Annotated in this window: 15 protein-coding genes and 1 pseudogene; 10 read left to right on the plus strand and 6 right to left on the minus strand. The window is 61.5% G+C overall.

Annotated elements, in window-relative coordinates; genetic code table 11:
* Nucleotides 1–39: 39 nt before the first annotated feature.
* From CQ007_RS04780 to CQ007_RS04790, 4 genes are all read right to left on the minus strand, one after another.
* Entirely contained in the window at nt 40–1,716 is a 1,677-nt protein-coding gene (locus CQ007_RS04780; protein WP_177424275.1) for a DUF1302 domain-containing protein, read from the minus strand.
* A gap of 145 nt (nt 1,717–1,861) precedes the next feature.
* Complete coding sequence (locus CQ007_RS04785) at nt 1,862–2,659, minus strand: SDR family oxidoreductase (RefSeq protein ID WP_105643772.1); 798 nt, start codon at nt 2,657–2,659, stop codon at nt 1,862–1,864.
* The gene (locus tag CQ007_RS18770) at nt 2,656–2,991 is read right to left on the minus strand and encodes a hypothetical protein (RefSeq protein ID WP_146114540.1); all 336 of its coding nucleotides are present in this window, start codon (nt 2,989–2,991) and stop codon (nt 2,656–2,658) included. The genes CQ007_RS04785 and CQ007_RS18770 overlap by 4 nt, the downstream gene beginning before the upstream one ends.
* Before the next feature lie 229 nt (nt 2,992–3,220).
* Nucleotides 3,221–4,114 (minus strand): LysR family transcriptional regulator, encoded by an 894-nt coding sequence (locus CQ007_RS04790; protein ID WP_105643773.1) that lies wholly within the window; start codon nt 4,112–4,114, stop codon nt 3,221–3,223.
* Nucleotides 4,115–4,239: 125 nt separating this feature from the next.
* Between CQ007_RS04790 and CQ007_RS04795 the strand changes: the two genes are divergently transcribed.
* From CQ007_RS04795 to CQ007_RS18895, 6 genes are all read left to right on the plus strand, one after another.
* Nucleotides 4,240–5,748, plus strand: coding sequence for a CoA-acylating methylmalonate-semialdehyde dehydrogenase (locus CQ007_RS04795; protein WP_105643774.1), 1,509 nt, complete (start codon nt 4,240–4,242; stop codon nt 5,746–5,748).
* 52 nt (nt 5,749–5,800) lie between these two features.
* Nucleotides 5,801–6,574, plus strand: a complete 774-nt coding sequence (locus CQ007_RS04800) for an enoyl-CoA hydratase (protein WP_105643775.1) — start codon at nt 5,801–5,803, stop codon at nt 6,572–6,574.
* 151 nt (nt 6,575–6,725) lie between these two features.
* Nucleotides 6,726–7,619: a 3-hydroxyisobutyrate dehydrogenase gene (gene mmsB / locus CQ007_RS04805; protein ID WP_105643776.1), complete on the plus strand. Its 894-nt coding sequence runs from the start codon at nt 6,726–6,728 to the stop codon at nt 7,617–7,619.
* The gene (locus CQ007_RS04810; protein ID WP_105643777.1) at nt 7,616–8,695 is read left to right on the plus strand and encodes an enoyl-CoA hydratase/isomerase family protein; all 1,080 of its coding nucleotides are present in this window, start codon (nt 7,616–7,618) and stop codon (nt 8,693–8,695) included. The genes mmsB and CQ007_RS04810 overlap by 4 nt, the downstream gene beginning before the upstream one ends.
* A 21-nt stretch (nt 8,696–8,716) precedes the next feature.
* Nucleotides 8,717–9,868, plus strand: a complete 1,152-nt coding sequence (locus CQ007_RS04815; RefSeq protein ID WP_105643778.1) for an acyl-CoA dehydrogenase family protein — start codon at nt 8,717–8,719, stop codon at nt 9,866–9,868.
* Between the two features lie 240 nt (nt 9,869–10,108).
* The gene (locus CQ007_RS18895; RefSeq protein ID WP_158256723.1) at nt 10,109–10,285 is read left to right on the plus strand and encodes a hypothetical protein; all 177 of its coding nucleotides are present in this window, start codon (nt 10,109–10,111) and stop codon (nt 10,283–10,285) included.
* 18 nt (nt 10,286–10,303) lie between these two features.
* On the opposite strand, the gene CQ007_RS04820 is transcribed toward CQ007_RS18895, so the two are convergent.
* Entirely contained in the window at nt 10,304–10,945 is a 642-nt protein-coding gene (locus tag CQ007_RS04820; protein WP_105643825.1) for a response regulator transcription factor, read from the minus strand.
* Complete coding sequence (locus CQ007_RS04825; RefSeq protein WP_256582197.1) at nt 10,945–12,420, minus strand: sensor histidine kinase; 1,476 nt, start codon at nt 12,418–12,420, stop codon at nt 10,945–10,947. The genes CQ007_RS04820 and CQ007_RS04825 overlap by 1 nt, the downstream gene beginning before the upstream one ends.
* Before the next feature lie 158 nt (nt 12,421–12,578).
* Between CQ007_RS04825 and CQ007_RS04830 the strand changes: the two genes are divergently transcribed.
* From CQ007_RS04830 to CQ007_RS04845, 4 genes and pseudogenes are all read left to right on the plus strand, one after another.
* On the plus strand, nt 12,579–14,207 hold the full coding sequence (locus CQ007_RS04830; RefSeq protein ID WP_105643780.1) for an acyl-CoA synthetase: 1,629 nt from the start codon (nt 12,579–12,581) through the stop codon (nt 14,205–14,207).
* 160 nt (nt 14,208–14,367) lie between these two features.
* On the plus strand, nt 14,368–15,744 hold the full coding sequence (locus CQ007_RS04835; protein ID WP_105643781.1) for a solute carrier family 23 protein: 1,377 nt from the start codon (nt 14,368–14,370) through the stop codon (nt 15,742–15,744).
* Between the two features lie 53 nt (nt 15,745–15,797).
* Nucleotides 15,798–16,016, plus strand: a pseudogene (locus tag CQ007_RS19160) (OprD family outer membrane porin); the annotation flags it as partial.
* 45 nt (nt 16,017–16,061) lie between these two features.
* Nucleotides 16,062–16,928 carry an MBL fold metallo-hydrolase gene (locus CQ007_RS04845; protein WP_105643782.1) on the plus strand — a complete coding sequence of 289 codons (867 nt, stop codon included), beginning with the start codon at nt 16,062–16,064 and terminating at the stop codon, nt 16,926–16,928.
* Nucleotides 16,929–17,011 lie beyond the last annotated feature (83 nt).

Raw genomic sequence — 17,011 nt, forward strand, 5'->3', positions numbered from 1 at the left:
GCACCGAATATTCATCGGGGCTCTCGGCTACCGATATGGTTAGAACGCGGTTTTGAAGGTTAGCGACAACCAGCCGCGATCATGCAAGATACCGCTGCCACTGGTGCCTTCCCACACCACACCCTCAACTCCCGGAGTGCCGGCAAGAGGGTTAGGACCTTTGGTGTATTCGCCGAAGTAATCGTTGTAAGCCAAATCGATTTCATACTTTGAATGAATATCGAGACCAACGCCGACACTCCATGAGCCGCCATTTTCTGCCGTGCCCAGCGGGGTTGGAGAGTTACCCTTGATACCCTGGCCGTAGTTGATTGGCGCCGTCATGTCGATACCGGGGAATACCTGATACCAGGTCGGTACAAAGGAAAGCTGGAAACCCAATGCGTCATCGGTAGCACAACCACCTTTCTTACCGCCATCACACCCCGCGTACTTACCGCTCTTGTGGTTGAAGAACTGGCGAGTAGAAGATTTAACGCTATCGAGCCTGTTGTAGGTCATCTCGGCCGACAGACTGGCAGAGTCAAACAAGGGTGTCTGTCCAAAAAAAGCAACGATATTCACCAGACCATGCCAAGTATCACCAATCGCCAAGCCCGCACCGTTACTGGCCAACGCAGTACCCTCTCGGCGAGAGATTTCTGCTCCCAGCGAGATAGCACCGACCAGACGGGAGTAGCTGATACCGTACAGCTTCACATCCTCGGCGTAGGCGTTGTACATATAAGACCCATCTGGTGCCAGGGTCATCATCGGGTTGCGATCATCAAACTCGCGATAGTACAGACCGATGGTACCGTCCAGCAGCTCGGAGCGGATATGGCTATTGATACCCCAGCTGCCGCGATCATCCGGCTTCTTGCCGAAGCCATGATCACGATCACCGACAACCGGCAGGCCAAGATAGTTAGTACCGCCGAGGAAACTCAGATCAGCCCCACCCAGATAGGTACCGCCTTCGGGCATGCGGTGAGGGTCCCATTCAAGGTAGTAGTTGGCAGCGACCGAGATATTGTCACTCAGCTGGGCAGACGCGGAAATCTGGTTTTGCGGCAGAAACAACTCCTTGGCTTCTACGCCCGGAGTGGAGGTAGCCTTACGGATGTCCAGCGGACCCTGACCATAGGCGATACCGTTACCAAAGGTGAATAGCGACTCACCCCAATATACGTTATGCCGACCGGCACGGATATTCACCGGCACATTCCCCATATCCAAACGGGTAAACACAAAGGCATCAAGGATCTCGCCGGAACGCTTGTACCAACGTTCCACCTTTCCGGTAAACCGATTGTTCGGATAGGCAGTCCCCAAACCAGCTGCCTGATAGGCCGGGTTACCCTCTACTTTGTCGTCATAGGCAAAGTCGTTCCACGCGGCGGCGGATACACGGAAGCCGTGATCCATCTTGTACACCATGTCGAATTCACTAAGCAGGTCGACCCGATTGGTCACCACATCACCCCGGTCCCAGCCATGGTTGGTAGCCTGGGATTGCCAGTTGTCTCCCAGACGGTCGTCACGACCTTCCATACGCCAACCAATGTTGTATTTCAGGGTGTTATCCCAGCGCATCCGGATATCCGGGTTACCGGTGTCGATACTGAATGCCATTGCCTGCCAGCTACTGGCTGCCAGACCAGCAGCCATGACGCCGGCAGCCACACGGGACAAGGCAATTCGGTTACGGCGATTATTGTTTTTATCTACGCTCATTTCATGCTCCAGAGGGTTGCTTGAGAGCCGTTATCGGCCCATATAAAAACCGATCAGATCGTTTTTTATTATTACTTGTAAATAGCAGAAAACTCGTTCGTCCACACAGTTTTCATACTGGGGTAAGATTGATTCCTCTTCATTTCTACGAGTGTGCGGCACGCTCAACCGCCGCATTGATTTCACTTTGCAGCGGGTTGGCCCGCAGCGTCAGACCACCATTGACCTGCAGGTTCTGCCCGGTCATGAAACACGCGTCACTGGCCAGCCAAACCGCCGCCGCAGCAATATCCTCGGAGGTACCGATACGACCCAACGGGTAGCCCTTGATAAATGCATCGAACAGACCAGGCACCTTACTGGCCTCGGCTGTCATTGGTGTATCGGTCAGGCCTGGAGAAATGCTGTTGGCGCGGATTCCCCGCTCGCCAAATTCGTTGGCCACACATCGCACAACATGATCGATACCCGCCTTGGTTCCCATATAGGCGGCATGATTCTCGAACATGATGGATGCGGTGGCAGAGCTGATCTGGATGATGGAGCCACCCGACCGCATCGCGTTAACAGCTGCTTGCAGGAACATGAAGGGGCCTTTGAACTGCAGGTCCTGCATGCGATTCAGCTCATCTTCGGTAGTTTCCAGAAAGGGTTTCAGCAGCCCCCAACCAGTAGCGTTTACAGCGATATCCACCTTACCGTAGCGCTCAAGCGCAACTGCAAACAGCTCATTTATCTGCTGCTGGTCGGTAATGTCACACAGCGACCAGGAACCATTGATAGCGCCAGCAAAACGCCGAAGCTCCTCAGCATGCCGACCAGCTACCAGAACCTGAGCACCGGCATCAACCATATAGCGCGCAATAACCTGACCCATGTTGTTATTGCCAGCCGCGCCTATTATCACAGCCACCTTGTCTTTCAAGACATTACTTTTGCTCATTGCATGTACTCCAACATTCCTTGGATGGATGCCACTGGCCGATATAGCTTCAGGGGCTCCCCCTCCCACCAGGCACATTGCCCGGTGGGACAAGTCTGCCCGACATAGGCAGCCGCAGAGCTGTCCAGCGGCGAGGAAGCGGGATTCACGCTGGAATCAACTGCTGAATTGCTTGAAGGTGGAGTGCTGCCGCCAGCGTAGGCGGGAATGGTACCGGTGGGGTTTCCGGTAAGCTCGGCGCCCCAGGAGGTATATTTTTCCGGGGTATGGATCGCTTGGGCAGCGATCAACAAGGCCGTCAATGTCAATATAAGTCCTGGACCATTGCTCATGACCATTCCTTCTTTTTCATTTTTATTCTGGCCAGTCAATTTAAAAACCAACTGGAACGTTTTTATTTAAAGTACATGCTGTATTGCAAAATGACAATACGAAAGAGAGGTAAAACTCGGAGAATTTCACGCGACCTGCAGCCCACACCCCGAACTAGAGCCACTTGAAGCCAGCCTGTGCAATTTCGCACAAGAGGTGTGCATAAGCATCTCCTGCAATTACTGGCATCTATCCCTGCCCCATCAACCTCCCCCGCTCCCTTTCCGCCCGCTCCCGCAGAAAATCCCAGGTCACCCGCATCCTGGCGATATCCTTCAACTCGATCGGCATCAGCATCCAGAAGGTGCGGATAAAACGTATCTGCGCCGGCATGACCAGGCTCAACCGCGGGTCACTGTCGGCGGTGAAGGCCGGCAGAATGCCCAGCCCGGCACCTGCGGCAATGGCTTCCTGCTGGGCCAGCACGCTGGTACTGCGTACCCCGACTGCGCCGGAACCGGCGATTTCGTCGAGGAACAGCAGGTCCTTGCTGAACACCAGGTCGTCCACGTAGCTGACGAAGCGGTGTTTTTCCAAGTCGTTGCGCGTGTTGATCGGGCCGTGCTGCTGCAGATAGTCCTTGCCAGCGTACAATCGCAGCACGTAGTCGGTCAGCTTGGTGATGATGAATGGGCCGCGCTCCGGGCGTTCCAGGGTGATGACGATATCCGCCTCATGCCGTGACAGGCGCACCGCCCGAGGCAGCGCCAGCAGGTCCAGGTGCAGGTGCGGGTGGCGGTGGCTGAGTTCGCTCAGTTGGCCGGCCACCAGCATGGTGCCGTAGCCTTCGGTAGCGCCGATGCGTACCTGCCCGGACAACGTTTCCCCCGGGTTGGGCAGTGCCTGCTCGATGCGTACGCTGGCGCCTTCCATCAGCTCCACCTGCGGCAGCAGGCTGCGCCCGGCTTCGGTCAACGTGTAGCCGCTGGTATCGCGGATGAACAGCGCCACGCCGAGACTCTTCTCCAGCGCCTGCAGTCGGCGCGATACCGTGGTGTGGTCCACGCCGAGGCGCCGCGCTGCGGTGGTCAGGCGGCCGGCCCGGCTCAATTCGAGGAAAAACCGCAGGTTATCCCAATCCATACCGCCATCCTGTGCATAAATGCAGACCCAACTTGCGAATGAGCCAATTGTTTATAGGAAAAACGCACTGCTACTATCCATGACATCTCCCACGACGACAAGGGCGGCTTGCCCAGAGGCCATCAATGAGCAATAACAATATTCCCACCGTCAAACTGCTGATCAACGGCGAATTCGTCGAGTCCAAGACCGATCAGTGGCGCGATGTGATCAACCCAGCTACCCAGGAAGTGCTGGCCCGTGTGCCCTTCGCTACCCAGGACGAGATCAACGCTGCGGTGGCCAGTGCCAAGGAAGCCTTCAAGACCTGGCGCAAGACGCCGATCGGCGCCCGCGCGCGGATCTTCCTCAAGTACCAGCAGTTGATCCGGGAAAACATCAAGGAACTGGCCGCCATCCTCACCGCGGAGCAGGGCAAGACCCTGGCCGATGCCGAGGGCGACGTGTTCCGCGGGCTGGAAGTGGTCGAGCATGCTTCGGCGGTAGGTAACCTGCAACTGGGCGAGCTGGCCAATAACGTCGCCGGCGGCGTGGATACCTACACTCTGCTGCAACCGCTGGGCGTGTGCGCCGGCATCACCCCGTTCAACTTCCCGGCGATGATCCCGCTGTGGATGTTCCCGATGGCCATCGCCACCGGCAACACCTTCGTGCTCAAGCCCTCCGAGCAGGACCCGATGGTCACCATGCGCCTGGTGGAACTGGCCCTGGAGGCCGGCATCCCGGCCGGCGTACTGAACGTCATCCACGGCGGCGTGGATGCGGTGAATGCGGTCTGTGACCACCCGGACATCAAGGCGGTATCCTTCGTCGGTTCCACCCACGTCGGCACCCACGTCTACAACCGCGCCAGCCAGGCCGGCAAGCGTGTGCAGTGCATGATGGGCGCCAAGAACCACGCCATCGTCATGCCCGATGCCAACAAGGAGCAGACCCTGAACAACCTGGTCGGCGCCGCCTTCGGTGCCGCCGGCCAGCGCTGCATGGCGCTGCCGGTGATCATCCTGGTCGGCGAGTCGCGCAACTGGCTGCCGGAGCTGGCACGCAAGGCCGAGGGCCTGAAGGTCAGCGCCGGCGTCGAGCCCGGCACCGACGTGGGTCCGGTCATCTCCACCGCCGCCCTGGAGCGCATCAACGGCCTGATCCAGAAAGGCATCGATGAAGGCGCCGAGCTGGTGCTGGACGGTCGCAATCCCCAGGTGGCCGGCTATGCCGATGGCAACTTCGTCGGCCCGACCATTCTTGCCGGCGTCAAGCCGGGCATGACCGTGTACGACCAGGAAATCTTCGGCCCGGTACTGTGCGTGATGCAGGCCGACAACCTGGACGAGGCGATCGACATCATCAACGCCAACCCGAACGGCAACGGCACCGCGATCTTCACCCGCTCCGGCGGCATCGCGCGGCGCTTCCAGGAAGACATCGACGTCGGCCAGGTGGGTATCAACGTGCCGATCCCGGTGCCGGTGCCGCTGTTCTCCTTCAGTGGTTCGCGCGGCTCCAAGCTGGGCGACCTGGGTCCCTACGGCAAGCAGGTGATCCTGTTCTACACCCAGACCAAGACCATTACCGCACGCTGGTTCGATGACGACGAGCAGGCCGCCGCGGTCAACACCACCATCACCCTGAAGTAAGTCCTACAGGCCGGCCATTGAAAGGCCGGCCTCTTTTCGTTGGAGTAGCGACATGCCTTTTGAAACCATTCTGATCGAGACCCGCGAGCGCGTCGGCCTGATCACCCTGAACCGTCCCCAGGCGCTGAACGCGCTGAACACCCAGGTACTCGACGAGCTGAACCAGGCCCTCGACCAGTTCGAGAATGACCCGCAGATCGGCTGCGTGGTGCTGACCGGTTCGAGCAAGGCCTTCGCCGCCGGCGCCGACATCAAGCAGATGGTCGACCTGCAGTACCCGCAGGTGTTCATGGATGACTTCTTCTCCCCCGCCGACCGCATCGCCAACCGCCGCAAGCCGCTGATCGCCGCAGTGGCCGGCTATGCCCTGGGCGGCGGCTGCGAGCTGGCGATGATCTGCGACTTCATCTATGCCGCCGACAATGCCCGCTTCGGCCAGCCGGAAATCAACCTGGGGGTACTCCCCGGTATCGGCGGCACCCAGCGCCTGACCCGCGCCCTGGGCAAGGCCAAGGCGATGGAAATGTGCCTCACCGGTCGCCAGATGGACGCCGAGGAAGCCGAACGTGCCGGCCTGGTGGCGCGCATCATCCCGGTGGATCAACTGCTGGAGGAAACGCTGAAGACCGCCCAGGTGATCGCCGAGAAGTCCCTGCCCAGCGTGATGATGACCAAGGAGTGCGTCAACCGCGTGTTCGAGACCAGTCTGAGCGAAGGGGTGCGCTTCGAGCGCCGGGTGTTCCATTCGATCTTCGCCACCGCCGACCAGACCGAAGGCATGCAGGCCTTCGTGGAGAAGCGTAAACCTGATTTCAAGCATGGCTGAGCTCGACAGCCCCTGTTGGGCGTGTTGCGCACCCCGGGTTGGCGAGCGCCTGCTCGACGACAGCTTCAGCCGCGACCAGGCCATGCAGGCGTAGCGCAGGCGCGCTACACCCCGAAAAAAATAACGGCACTAATAAAAAGAGGTAACTCACATGAAAATCGGATTTCTTGGCCTGGGCAACATGGGCGGGCCGATGGCTCACAATCTCATCAAGGCCGGCCATCAACTGACCGTGTTCGACCTGTCCCAGGCGGCGGTGGCCAGCCTGGTGGAAGCCGGCGCCAGCGCCGCCCCGAGCATCGCCGAACTGGCCCGCAGCGATATCGAACTGATCATCACCATGCTCCCAGCAGCCCAGCATGTGAAGTCCGTCTACCTGGGCGAAGACGGCCTGCTGGCCAATGTAGCCCCGGCGGTACGCCTGATCGACAGCTCGACCATCGACCCCATGAGCGCCCGCGAAGTGGCCGCGGCCGCCGCCAGCAATGGCAACCGCATGCTCGACGCGCCGGTATCCGGTGGCACCGGCGGTGCCACTGCAGGCACCCTGACCTTCATGGTCGGTGGCGAACAGGCTGACTTCGACACCGCGTTGCCGGTGCTGCAGGCCATGGGCAAGAACATCGTCCACTGCGGTCCCAGCGGCAATGGCCAGGTAGCCAAGGTCGCCAACAACATGCTGCTGGGCATCTCCATGATCGGCGTGGCCGAGGCCATGAACCTGGGCGTTTCCCTGGGCATGGACCCCAAGGTGCTGGCCGGCATCATCAACACCTCCAGCGGTCGCTGCTGGAGTTCGGATACCTACAACCCCTACCCCGAGGTGCTGGAAAACGCTCCGGCATCCCGCGGCTACACCGGTGGCTTCGGCACCGACCTGATGCTCAAGGACCTGGGGCTGGCCACCGAGGCGGCGAAACAGGCGCGCCAGCCGGTGGTGCTGGGCGCCGCGGCGCAGCAGCTGTACCAGACCTTCAGCAGCCAGGGTAACGGCGCTCTGGACTTCTCCGCCATCATCAAGCTGTACAACGGAGCGATCGAATGACCGAGCAGACTGTACTGGTCGAGGTCCGCAACGGCGTTGGCCACCTGACCCTGAACCGGCCTGCCGGGCTCAATGCCCTGAACCTGGACATGGTTCGCCAGCTGCGCCAGCAGCTGGACGCCTGGCAGGGCGATGCCCAGGTGCGCGTGGTGGTGCTGCGCTCCACTGGCGAGAAGGCCTTCTGCGCCGGCGGCGATATCCGCGGGCTGTATGACAGCTACCTGGCCGGCGATGGCATGTATATGACCTTCTTCCAGGAGGAGTACGCGCTGGACCAACTGCTCCACGCCTACGCCAAGCCGGTACTGGCATTGATGGACGGCTTTGTGCTCGGCGGTGGCATGGGCCTGGCCCAGGCCGCCTCGCACCGGGTGGTCACCGAGCGGGTGAAGATGGGCATGCCGGAAACCGGCATCGGCTACTTCCCGGATGTGGGTGGCAGCTATTTTCTGCCACGCCTGGAGGGCGCCATCGGCCAGTACCTGGGGGTCACCGGCTCGCATGTCCGCGCCGCCGACGCCCTGTACTGCGGCCTGGCCGACCACTGCCTCAGCAGCGACGTGCTCGCCGAACTGGACCAGGCGCTCAACACCCAGGCCTGGTCGGAGGACCCGGCCAGTGACCTGGACCGGCTGCTCGGCAAGCGTGCTTCGCAGAAGATCCCCGGCTCGGAGATCAAGGCGCTGCGCTCGGCCATCGATCATCACTTCAGCCAGCCGGACATGCCGCGCATTCGCGCCTCGCTCGCCAGCGAGGACTGCCCCGCCTACCTGGACTGGGCCCAGCACACCCTGGCGGCCATCGACAGCAAGTCACCGCTGGCCATGTGCGTCACCCTGGAGCTGCTGCGCCAGGGCCGCGAGCTGAGCCTGGCGGACTGCTTCGCCCTGGAACTGCACCTGGATCGCCAGTGGTTCGCCAAGGGCGACATCATGGAGGGCGTGCGCGCGCTGATCATCGACAAGGACAAGAACCCGCGCTGGAATCCGCCGAGCCTGGCCGAGGTCACGCCCGGCCGGGTAGCGGAATTCTTCGCCGGCTTTGTACCGGGTCATACAGCCGATCGACTGGCCTGATCGAGAACAAGGAGAGAGCACATGCACGATATCGAGCTCAATGAAGACCAGCGCATGATCCGCGACATGGCCCGCCAGTTCGCCCAGAGCGAGCTGGCGCCACGGGCCGCCGAATGGGACAAGGCCGGCTGGATCGACGATGCCGTGGTACGCCAGATGGGCGAACTCGGCTTGCTGGGCATGGTGGTGCCGGAGGAATGGGGCGGCAGCTACGTCGACTACGTAGCCTATGCCCTGGCGGTGGAGGAAATTGCCGCCGGCTGTAGCGCCACCGGCGCCATGATGAGTATTCACAACTCGGTGGGCTGCGGCCCACTGCTGAAATACGGCAATGCCGAACAGCAGGAAGCCTGGTTGCCCGACCTCGCGGCCGGCAGGGCCATCGGCTGTTTCTGCCTGACCGAACCCCAGGCCGGCTCCGAGGCGCACAACCTGCGCACCCGGGCGGTGCTGGAGGATGGCCAATGGGTGATCAACGGCGCCAAGCAGTTCGTCAGCAACGCCAAGCGTGCGCAGCTGGCCGTCGTCTTCGCCGTGACCGATCCGGAACTGGGCAAGAAGGGCCTCTCGGCCTTCCTGGTACCCACCGACAACCCCGGTTTCAAGATCGAGCGCATGGAGCACAAGATGGGCATCCGCGGCTCGGACACCTGCGCGGTAACCCTGGATAATTGCCGTATTCCCGAGGCCAACATGCTCGGCCCGCGCGGCAAGGGCCTGGCCATCGCCCTGTCCAACCTGGAAGGTGGCCGCATCGGCATCGCCGCCCAGGCCCTGGGCATCGCCCGCTCGGCCTTCGAGGCGGCGCTGAGCTACGCCCGCGAGCGCACCCAGTTCGGCGTACCGCTGACCGAACACCAGAGCATCGCCAACATGCTGGCGGACATGCACACCCGCATCAACGCCACCCGGCTGCTGATCCTGCATGCCGCGCGCCTGCGCAGCGAAGGCCAGCCGTGCCTGTCCGAGGCTTCCCAGGCCAAGCTGTTCGCCAGCGAGATGGCCGAGGAGGTGTGCTCCAGGGCGGTACAGATCCATGGTGGCTACGGCTATCTGGAGGATTACCCGGTGGAGCGGCTGTATCGCGATGCGCGGATCACCCAGATCTATGAAGGCACCAGCGAGATCCAGCGGCTGCTGATCGCCAGGGAGCTGAAGAACTATCCGTTGTGACAGGCTGGGGGCCGGGGACTGGATGGAATGCCGGGTTCCATCCCGGCCTGCGGTGTATCCGGCTGGCGTGGGATGTCGAGCAGAAGCTCGACACTCCATGCGGCACTATGAATTGCCCTGATGAGTCCCTTGCCCACGCCACCAATCTCGACTAGCATCAGCGATATTAGAAATGCCCCGCGGTCGATACAACGCAACCGTAGAGAGGCAATAACAAGAACAACAGCAGGTCCTGATGTCATGAAAACCAACAATGTGGTCAATGCCTCCACCATCGTCGCCTTCTGCACCCTGATGCTCGTCGCGCTGACGGCCAACGCGCTGCACCGCAGCAGCGAAGCCAACGGCAGCCGCATGACAGGTGCACCCTGCCACACCCTGCACTGTCACGCCATGAACCCGGCCCACTGGCTCTGACCCGGGAACCTGTCCCCGTTACCTGGCAGCCAGGGTAAAGGGCTCGATCAGTCCCATCCCGATTGCCATACCCACCAATGCCGGCAGGCTATCGGCCTGCATGCGCTTCATTACCCGAGAGCGGTACAGGTCCACGGTCTTCACGCTCAGCCCAAGCTGCTCGGCTATCTCCCGATTGTTGTAACCCTGCACCAGCGGCAGCAGTATGTCCTGTTCCCGTGGCGTCAGTTGCTGCAGGCGCTCGGCCACCTGTCCAGCTACCCCCTCGTCCGCGGCGGGCCGGGCGTGCAGGCGCAGCGCCCGTTGCACGCTGTCCAACAGCAATTGCTCATTGTACGGCTTCTCGATGAAATCCACCGCGCCACCACGAAACGCCCGCACCACGATGGGCACATCGGCGTGGGCACTGACGAAGATCACCGGCAGGTGGCTGCCCCGCTCACGCAGCGCTTCCTGCACCGCCAGTCCGCCCATGCCGGGCATGCGGATATCCAGCACCACGCAGGCCGGCCCCTGTTCGTCACAGTCGGCGAGAAACGCCTGGCCACTGGTAAAGGGCAAGGCCCTGAGCCCGATCGACTCCAGCAGCCAGACCGTGGAGTCCAGCATCCCCTGGTCATCATCCACCACATATACCCGTTGTGGCTGATCCGCTTCCATCATGCGTATTTCCCCTTGTTATTGTCGGTATTGTCCGGTAACGCCGGCAGCCAGCAATGCAGGCACAGCCCCCCCGCATCCGCCGGATAAGCATTGAGGCCGCCACCAAAGCTGTCGATGATATTCTGACTCATCGACAGGCCCAGCCCCAGGCCGCCGGGCTTGCTGGTGAAGAACGGGGTGAACATGCGCTCCAGCTGCTCCTCGCTGGCACCCGGCCCCTGGTCGATGACCCGCAGGTTCACCCGCTGCTCGCTGGCATCGAGTTGCAGGATGATCCGCGATGGGCCGTCCGGGTGGGTCTCCCGGTTGGCCTCGATGGCATTGCGCAGCAGGTTCAACAGCACCTGCTGCAGCAGTACCGGATCGCCATGCACATCCGGCAACGGCGTATCGCCCTGTTGCACTATCTCCACCTGCTGCTGCTCGGCCTCCCACTGGCACAGGCGCACCGCATCCTGGGCCAACCCGGCAGGATCGATGCGCTGATTGCGCCGTGGCCCCTTGCGCAGGAAGGCGCGCATACGCTTGATCACTTCGGCGGCATGCTGGGCATGTCCGGCGATGCGCTCCAGCCCCTGGGCCAGACGGACGCCAGCTTCACCGCCCTCCGGCATGGCGGCCAGGTAGCGCTGGCTGGCACTGGCGTAATTGACGATGGCGGCCAGCGGCTGGTTGATCTCATGGGCTATGCCCGAGGTCAGTTCGCCCAGCGTCGCCAGGCGGGTGGCATGGGCCAGTTCATCCTGCAGGCGGCGACTCTTCTCCTCGCTGCGGATGCGCTCGGTGATATCCCGCGAGACGCTGACGGACTCTACCACGCTACCGGTATAGGTCTCGCGGATGGCCCGGCTGGCGGTTTCGAACCAGCGATAATGACCATCGCTATGGCGAATCCGGTGGGTGATGGTCAGATACCCATCCTGGTCCAGGGCACTGCGAAAACGCTCTATCACCTGCTCCCGCTCCTGCGGATGGAACAGCTCATCGATCGGCATTCCACGCAACTGTTCGGGCCAGTAGCCGAGCAACGTCTTGGCTGCCGGTGAGGCATCGAGAAAATTCCCCTCCGGGGTATGGCGGGAAATAAGATCGGTGGTGTTCTCGATGATCAGCCGATACAGCCGCCTGGCTACCAGCGCCTGTTGCTGGTTCTGCAGCGCCTCGGTGGCATCCCGGGCGCGGGCAAGCACCCGATCGGCGGCCAGTGGAATGAAGGTCCACACCAGGTGCCGGGCACCGGGAATCTCCACCGGCACCTCCTCTATCGCCCGCTGCTGGCTGAGTACCGACAGCACCAACTGCCCGTGGTTGTAGGGCAACAGGCAATCCGGCGGATGACCGGCGGCCAGCAGCGCATGCATTGCCGGATTCCAGTCACAAAGGCGCCCTCGGGCGTCGAGCAGCAATGTCGGCTGGGGATCGGCGCTGGCCAGCAGGCCGGCAACCGGGACGCTTGAGCTTGGGTAGGACACTCAAATCACCTTATAGTATTTATACTATATACTTTAGTTATACTTCCCATTTTTACCTAGATGATTTATAAATTCACCTATAAATATGACGGTCTCCGCCAGGATAAACCGTATTTCTCTTAACAAGAGCTAATAAAACGCCATACAGGATACGATCCATGTCCATATTTCAGGAAGGCCTGCCGGCCACCTCGGTCAACCACACCGCCCTTTCTCCGCTGACGTTCATCGAGCGCACTGCCAGTGTCTATCCGGACTATCCCGCCGTGGTACATGGTGCCGTACGCCGTACCTGGGAGCAGACATATACCCGCTGCCGTCGTCTGGCATCGGCCCTGCAGGGCCGCGGCATAGGCAAGGGCGATACGGTGGCAGTGATGCTGCCGAACATCCCGGAGATGCTCGAAGCGCACTTCGGCGTGCCCATGATCGGTGCGGTGCTCAATACCCTGAACGTGCGGCTGGACGCCGAGGCCATCGCCTTCATGCTGCAGCATGGCGAGGCCAAGGTGCTGATCGCCGACCGCGAGTTCTTCGATATCGTCCACGCCGCCATCGGCATGCTCGATCATCCACCGCTGGTGATCGACGTCAATGATCCCGAATACGGTGAAGGCCAGGCCAACAGCCCGCTGGACTACGAGGTGCTGCTGGCCGAGGGGGATCCCGAATTCGCCTGGCAGGGGCCGGATGACGAATGGGATGCCATCAGCCTGAACTACACCTCGGGTACCACCGGCAACCCCAAGGGCGTGGTCTATCACCATCGGGGGGCCTTCCTCAACGCCATGGGCAACCAGATGACCTGGAACATGGGCCAGCATCCGGTCTATCTGTGGACCCTGCCGATGTTCCATTGCAACGGCTGGTGCTACCCCTGGACCGTCACCGCCATGGCCGGCGTGCATGTCTGCCTGCGCCGCGTCGACCCGCAGAAGATCCTCAACCTGATCCACGACGAGCAGGTGACCCACATGTGCGGCGCACCCATCGTGCTCAATGCGCTGGTGAACATGCCACCGGAAGCCAAGGCCGCGATCGACCATCCGATACACGCCATGATTGCCGGTGCCGCACCACCGGCCAAGGTCATCGGTGCGGTAGAGGAAATGGGCATAAAACTGACCCACACCTACGGCCTGACCGAAGTTTATGGCCCAGTGACCGTCTGCGCCTGGCATGAGGAATGGGATGCGTTGTCACTGGATGAGCGCGCCCGGATCAAGGCCCGCCAGGGCGTACGTTACCCGACCCTGGAAGGCGTCATGGTCGCCGACCCGCAAACCCTGCAACCAGTGCCGCGTGACGGCGAGTCCATTGGCGAGATCTTCATGCGCGGTAACACCGTGATGAAGGGCTACCTGAAGAACCCGTCAGCCACCGCCGAGGCGTTCGAGGGCGGCTGGTTCCATACCGGCGATCTGGGCGTATGGCATGCCGATGGTTACGTCGAGATCAAGGACCGGCTCAAGGACATCATCATTTCCGGCGGCGAGAACATCTCCACCATCGAAGTCGAAGGCGTGCTCTATCGCCATCCGGCGATACTGGAAGCCGCCGTGGTAGCCAAGCCCGATGACAAGTGGGGCGAGACTCCCTGCGCCTTTGTCACCCTCAAGACCGGCCACCAGCCCAGCGAGGCGGACATCATCCGCTTCTGCCGCGAGCACCTGGCCGCGTTCAAGGTACCCAAGGACGTGGTATTCACCGAATTGCCAAAAACCTCGACCGGCAAGATCCAGAAGTACGTACTGCGGGACTGGGCCAGCCAGCGCCAGGCCTGCTGAGCTGCTCCCGGCACGACGGTGTACGCCCTGTCCTTGACTGCGGGGCGCATACCGTGCCGGCCTGGCCGGCAGATATTTCCTGTTTCACAACAACAATAAGCCTGCGGACAGCTGGGCTGATGCCAGTCTGCGCCTGCCGTTTGGCCACAAGGAGTATTACATGCAAGTCTACAAGCGCGCCCATGGCGCCGAGCAACCCTACTGGCCCTGCGGCCCCTTCAAGATTCGTCTGCCTTTCGTGCATTACCGCTGGGAAACTGCAGAAATGCTCCAGGCGCTGATCATGTTCGTGGTCAGTCTCGGCATGATGCCGCTGCTGCAGACCTACCTGGGCCTGCCCTACGATGTGGCGCTGGCCTATGTGGTGGTCTGCGGTGTCGGTTTCATGCTGCCGGCGCTGCTCGGTGTGCCCTTCGTACCCGGCTGGATTACCCCTGGCATACCCGTGGTTCTGCTGTTTCTCGGTGATTTCGAGCCGGGGCCGGAGGCCATTCAGGCACTGTTTGCCCTGCAGTTCCTGGTGTTCCTGATCTTCCTGCTCCTTGGTATCACCCGCCTGGGCAGCACCCTTGTACGCCTGATTCCCAATTCGATGAAGGGCGGCATCATCATCGGTGCCGGTATCGCCGCACTGATCGGCGAAATCGATGCGGGCGGGCGCCTGGCCAATACGCCGATATCGCTGGTGCTGGGCAGCCTGATCTGCCTGTACCTGATGTTCTCGGTGTCCTTCAAGGGGCTGACCGAGCGTGTGCCGCTGGCCCGCAAGGTGGTCAACTACGGCATGGTCCCGGGGATGCTGGTAGCCATCTTCATCGGCATCGCCACGGGCGAGTACGACATGCCCGACGTGCGCTTCGGCATCACTGCTCCGGCCTTCGGCGAGATGTGGAACTATCTGCCGTTCACCGTCGGCTTCCCCGATGCCAAGGTGTTCATGCTGGCCATACCCACGGCGATCATCTCCTATGTCATTGCCTTCGGCGATATCATCGTCGGCCAGTCACTGATGCAGCGCGCCGATGAACTGCGCACCGACGAAGTGATCGAGAACAACATCGACCGCGTGCACCTGGTCACCGCCATCCGCAACGCCCTGCATGCCTTCTTCGCGCCCTACCCCGGCCTGGCCGGACCGCTGTGGACCGCAGTGGCCGCCACCATGGCCGAACGCTACAAGTATGGGCGCAAGGCGATGGACTCCATCTACAGTGGCGCCGGCACCTTCTGGATCAGCGGCTTCCTGGCGCTGTTCATGCTGCCACTGGTGAGTTTCTTCCAGCCGGTACTGCCAATCGCCCTGTCGCTGACATTGATCCTCACCGGCTATATCTGCCTGATGGTCGGCTTCGAGCAGCTGCAGAACAACACCGAGCGCGGCATCGCCGGCACCATGGGCGTGGTACTGGCGGTGTATGGCGCGGGCTGGGGCCTGGCGGCCGGCGCCGCACTGTACATCCTGGTCGAGCGCACCCACCTGCTGAAATTCCGCAGCGTCAGCGATGTGAAAAAGCCGGAACAGGATGCCGCCCAATGAGCAAAGCTACCAACATGCAACGGATCGCCATCAGTCTTGCCGTGCTCGGTAGCGGCCTGCCAGGCCTGAAACTGATGAACCGCGGCCACAATATCGAGCACACGGAAGGACGCGGCAAGGAATGAGAGCGCAACACCGATGTGGTCTATGTCATCCAGACTGGTCCGTTGCGCAACCTCTCGTTGCACTGGCGCAACGCAACCTACCGCAGCAACTTCGCCAGCGACATGGATGAGAACCGCCTGATCATCGGGTATACCTTCAACCTTTGATTGACTCGGCTGCCGGTACTGGCCGGCAGCTGCTGGAGAATAGATATGCGCACTTTCACCACCCTAGAAGGCAACAGCCAGCGCCTGGACGGCGGTGCCATGTTCGGCAATGCGCCCAAGGCACTCTGGTCACGCTGGGTCGAGACCGACGAGCAGAACCGCATCAGGCTGAGCTGTCGCGCCCTGCTGGTACAGGAAGATGACCGCAATATCCTCATCGAAACCGGCATCGGCGCCTTCTTCTCGCCGCAGTTGAAGGAGCGTTACGGCGTCGTTGAACACAGCCATGTGCTGCTCGACAGCCTGGCGGCGGTCGGTCTGACCCATGAGGATATCGATGTAGTGGTGCTGACCCACCTGCATTTCGATCATGCCGGCGGATTGCTGAGCGCCTGGCAGGACGGGCAAGAACCCCAGTTGCTGTTCCCCAACGCCACCTTCGTTATTGGAGAACGCCATTGGGCCCGAGCCCGCCGACCACACCCACGGGATCAGGCTTCATTCATTCCGCAGTTGATCGAATTGCTCACGGCCAGTGGCCGGGTGGAACTGATCCGCGATGGCCAGCGGTCGACCACCTTGGGCAAGGACTGGCGCTTCCGTTTCAGTGACGGCCACACTCCGGGGCTGATGCTGCCCGAGTTCGACATGCCGGACGGTCCGGTGGTGTTTCCCGGCGATCTGATCCCCGGCTCGCCCTGGCTGCACCTGCCGATCACCATGGGTTACGATCGCTTTCCGGAAACCCTGATCGAGGAAAAGGAAGCCCTGCTCAACGATATGGTCGCCAGCAATGGTCGGCTGGTGTTTACCCACGATTCACAGATCGCAGTGGCCCATGTGGAGCGTGATGAGAAAGGGCGTTTCGGTGCGCGGCAAGCGCAGGGGAATGTGCAGCGGGTGGCGCTGTAGCGACGAGGTTGTCGCTCTCACCCAACACCGGGTTGTCGAGCGCCTGCTCGACGACACAGCCCCCTGCCCACTCGGAACCGGCG

The organism is Pseudomonas sp. MYb185 (assembly GCF_002979975.1).
In the GTDB taxonomy this organism is placed as follows: Bacteria; Pseudomonadota; Gammaproteobacteria; order Pseudomonadales; family Pseudomonadaceae; genus Halopseudomonas.

Excerpts from the sequence above, each read along its gene's own strand:
- CQ007_RS18895 (WP_158256723.1), top strand. The coding sequence starts at position 10,109 with ATGAAAACCAACAATGTGGTCAATGCCTCCACCATCGTCGCCTTCTGC.
- CQ007_RS04810 (WP_105643777.1), top strand. The coding sequence starts at position 7,616 with ATGACCGAGCAGACTGTACTGGTCGAGGTCCGCAACGGCGTTGGCCAC.
- CQ007_RS04785 (WP_105643772.1), bottom strand. The coding sequence starts at position 2,659 with ATGAGCAAAAGTAATGTCTTGAAAGACAAGGTGGCTGTGATAATAGGC.
- CQ007_RS04795 (WP_105643774.1), top strand. The coding sequence starts at position 4,240 with ATGAGCAATAACAATATTCCCACCGTCAAACTGCTGATCAACGGCGAA.
- CQ007_RS04815 (WP_105643778.1), top strand. The coding sequence starts at position 8,717 with ATGCACGATATCGAGCTCAATGAAGACCAGCGCATGATCCGCGACATG.
- CQ007_RS04835 (WP_105643781.1), top strand. The coding sequence starts at position 14,368 with ATGCAAGTCTACAAGCGCGCCCATGGCGCCGAGCAACCCTACTGGCCC.
- CQ007_RS18770 (WP_146114540.1), bottom strand. The coding sequence starts at position 2,991 with ATGAGCAATGGTCCAGGACTTATATTGACATTGACGGCCTTGTTGATC.
- CQ007_RS04820 (WP_105643825.1), bottom strand. The coding sequence starts at position 10,945 with ATGGAAGCGGATCAGCCACAACGGGTATATGTGGTGGATGATGACCAG.
- CQ007_RS04800 (WP_105643775.1), top strand. The coding sequence starts at position 5,801 with ATGCCTTTTGAAACCATTCTGATCGAGACCCGCGAGCGCGTCGGCCTG.
- mmsB (WP_105643776.1), top strand. The coding sequence starts at position 6,726 with ATGAAAATCGGATTTCTTGGCCTGGGCAACATGGGCGGGCCGATGGCT.
- CQ007_RS04845 (WP_105643782.1), top strand. The coding sequence starts at position 16,062 with ATGCGCACTTTCACCACCCTAGAAGGCAACAGCCAGCGCCTGGACGGC.
- CQ007_RS04790 (WP_105643773.1), bottom strand. The coding sequence starts at position 4,114 with ATGGATTGGGATAACCTGCGGTTTTTCCTCGAATTGAGCCGGGCCGGC.
- CQ007_RS04780 (WP_177424275.1), bottom strand. The coding sequence starts at position 1,716 with ATGAGCGTAGATAAAAACAATAATCGCCGTAACCGAATTGCCTTGTCC.
- CQ007_RS04830 (WP_105643780.1), top strand. The coding sequence starts at position 12,579 with ATGTCCATATTTCAGGAAGGCCTGCCGGCCACCTCGGTCAACCACACC.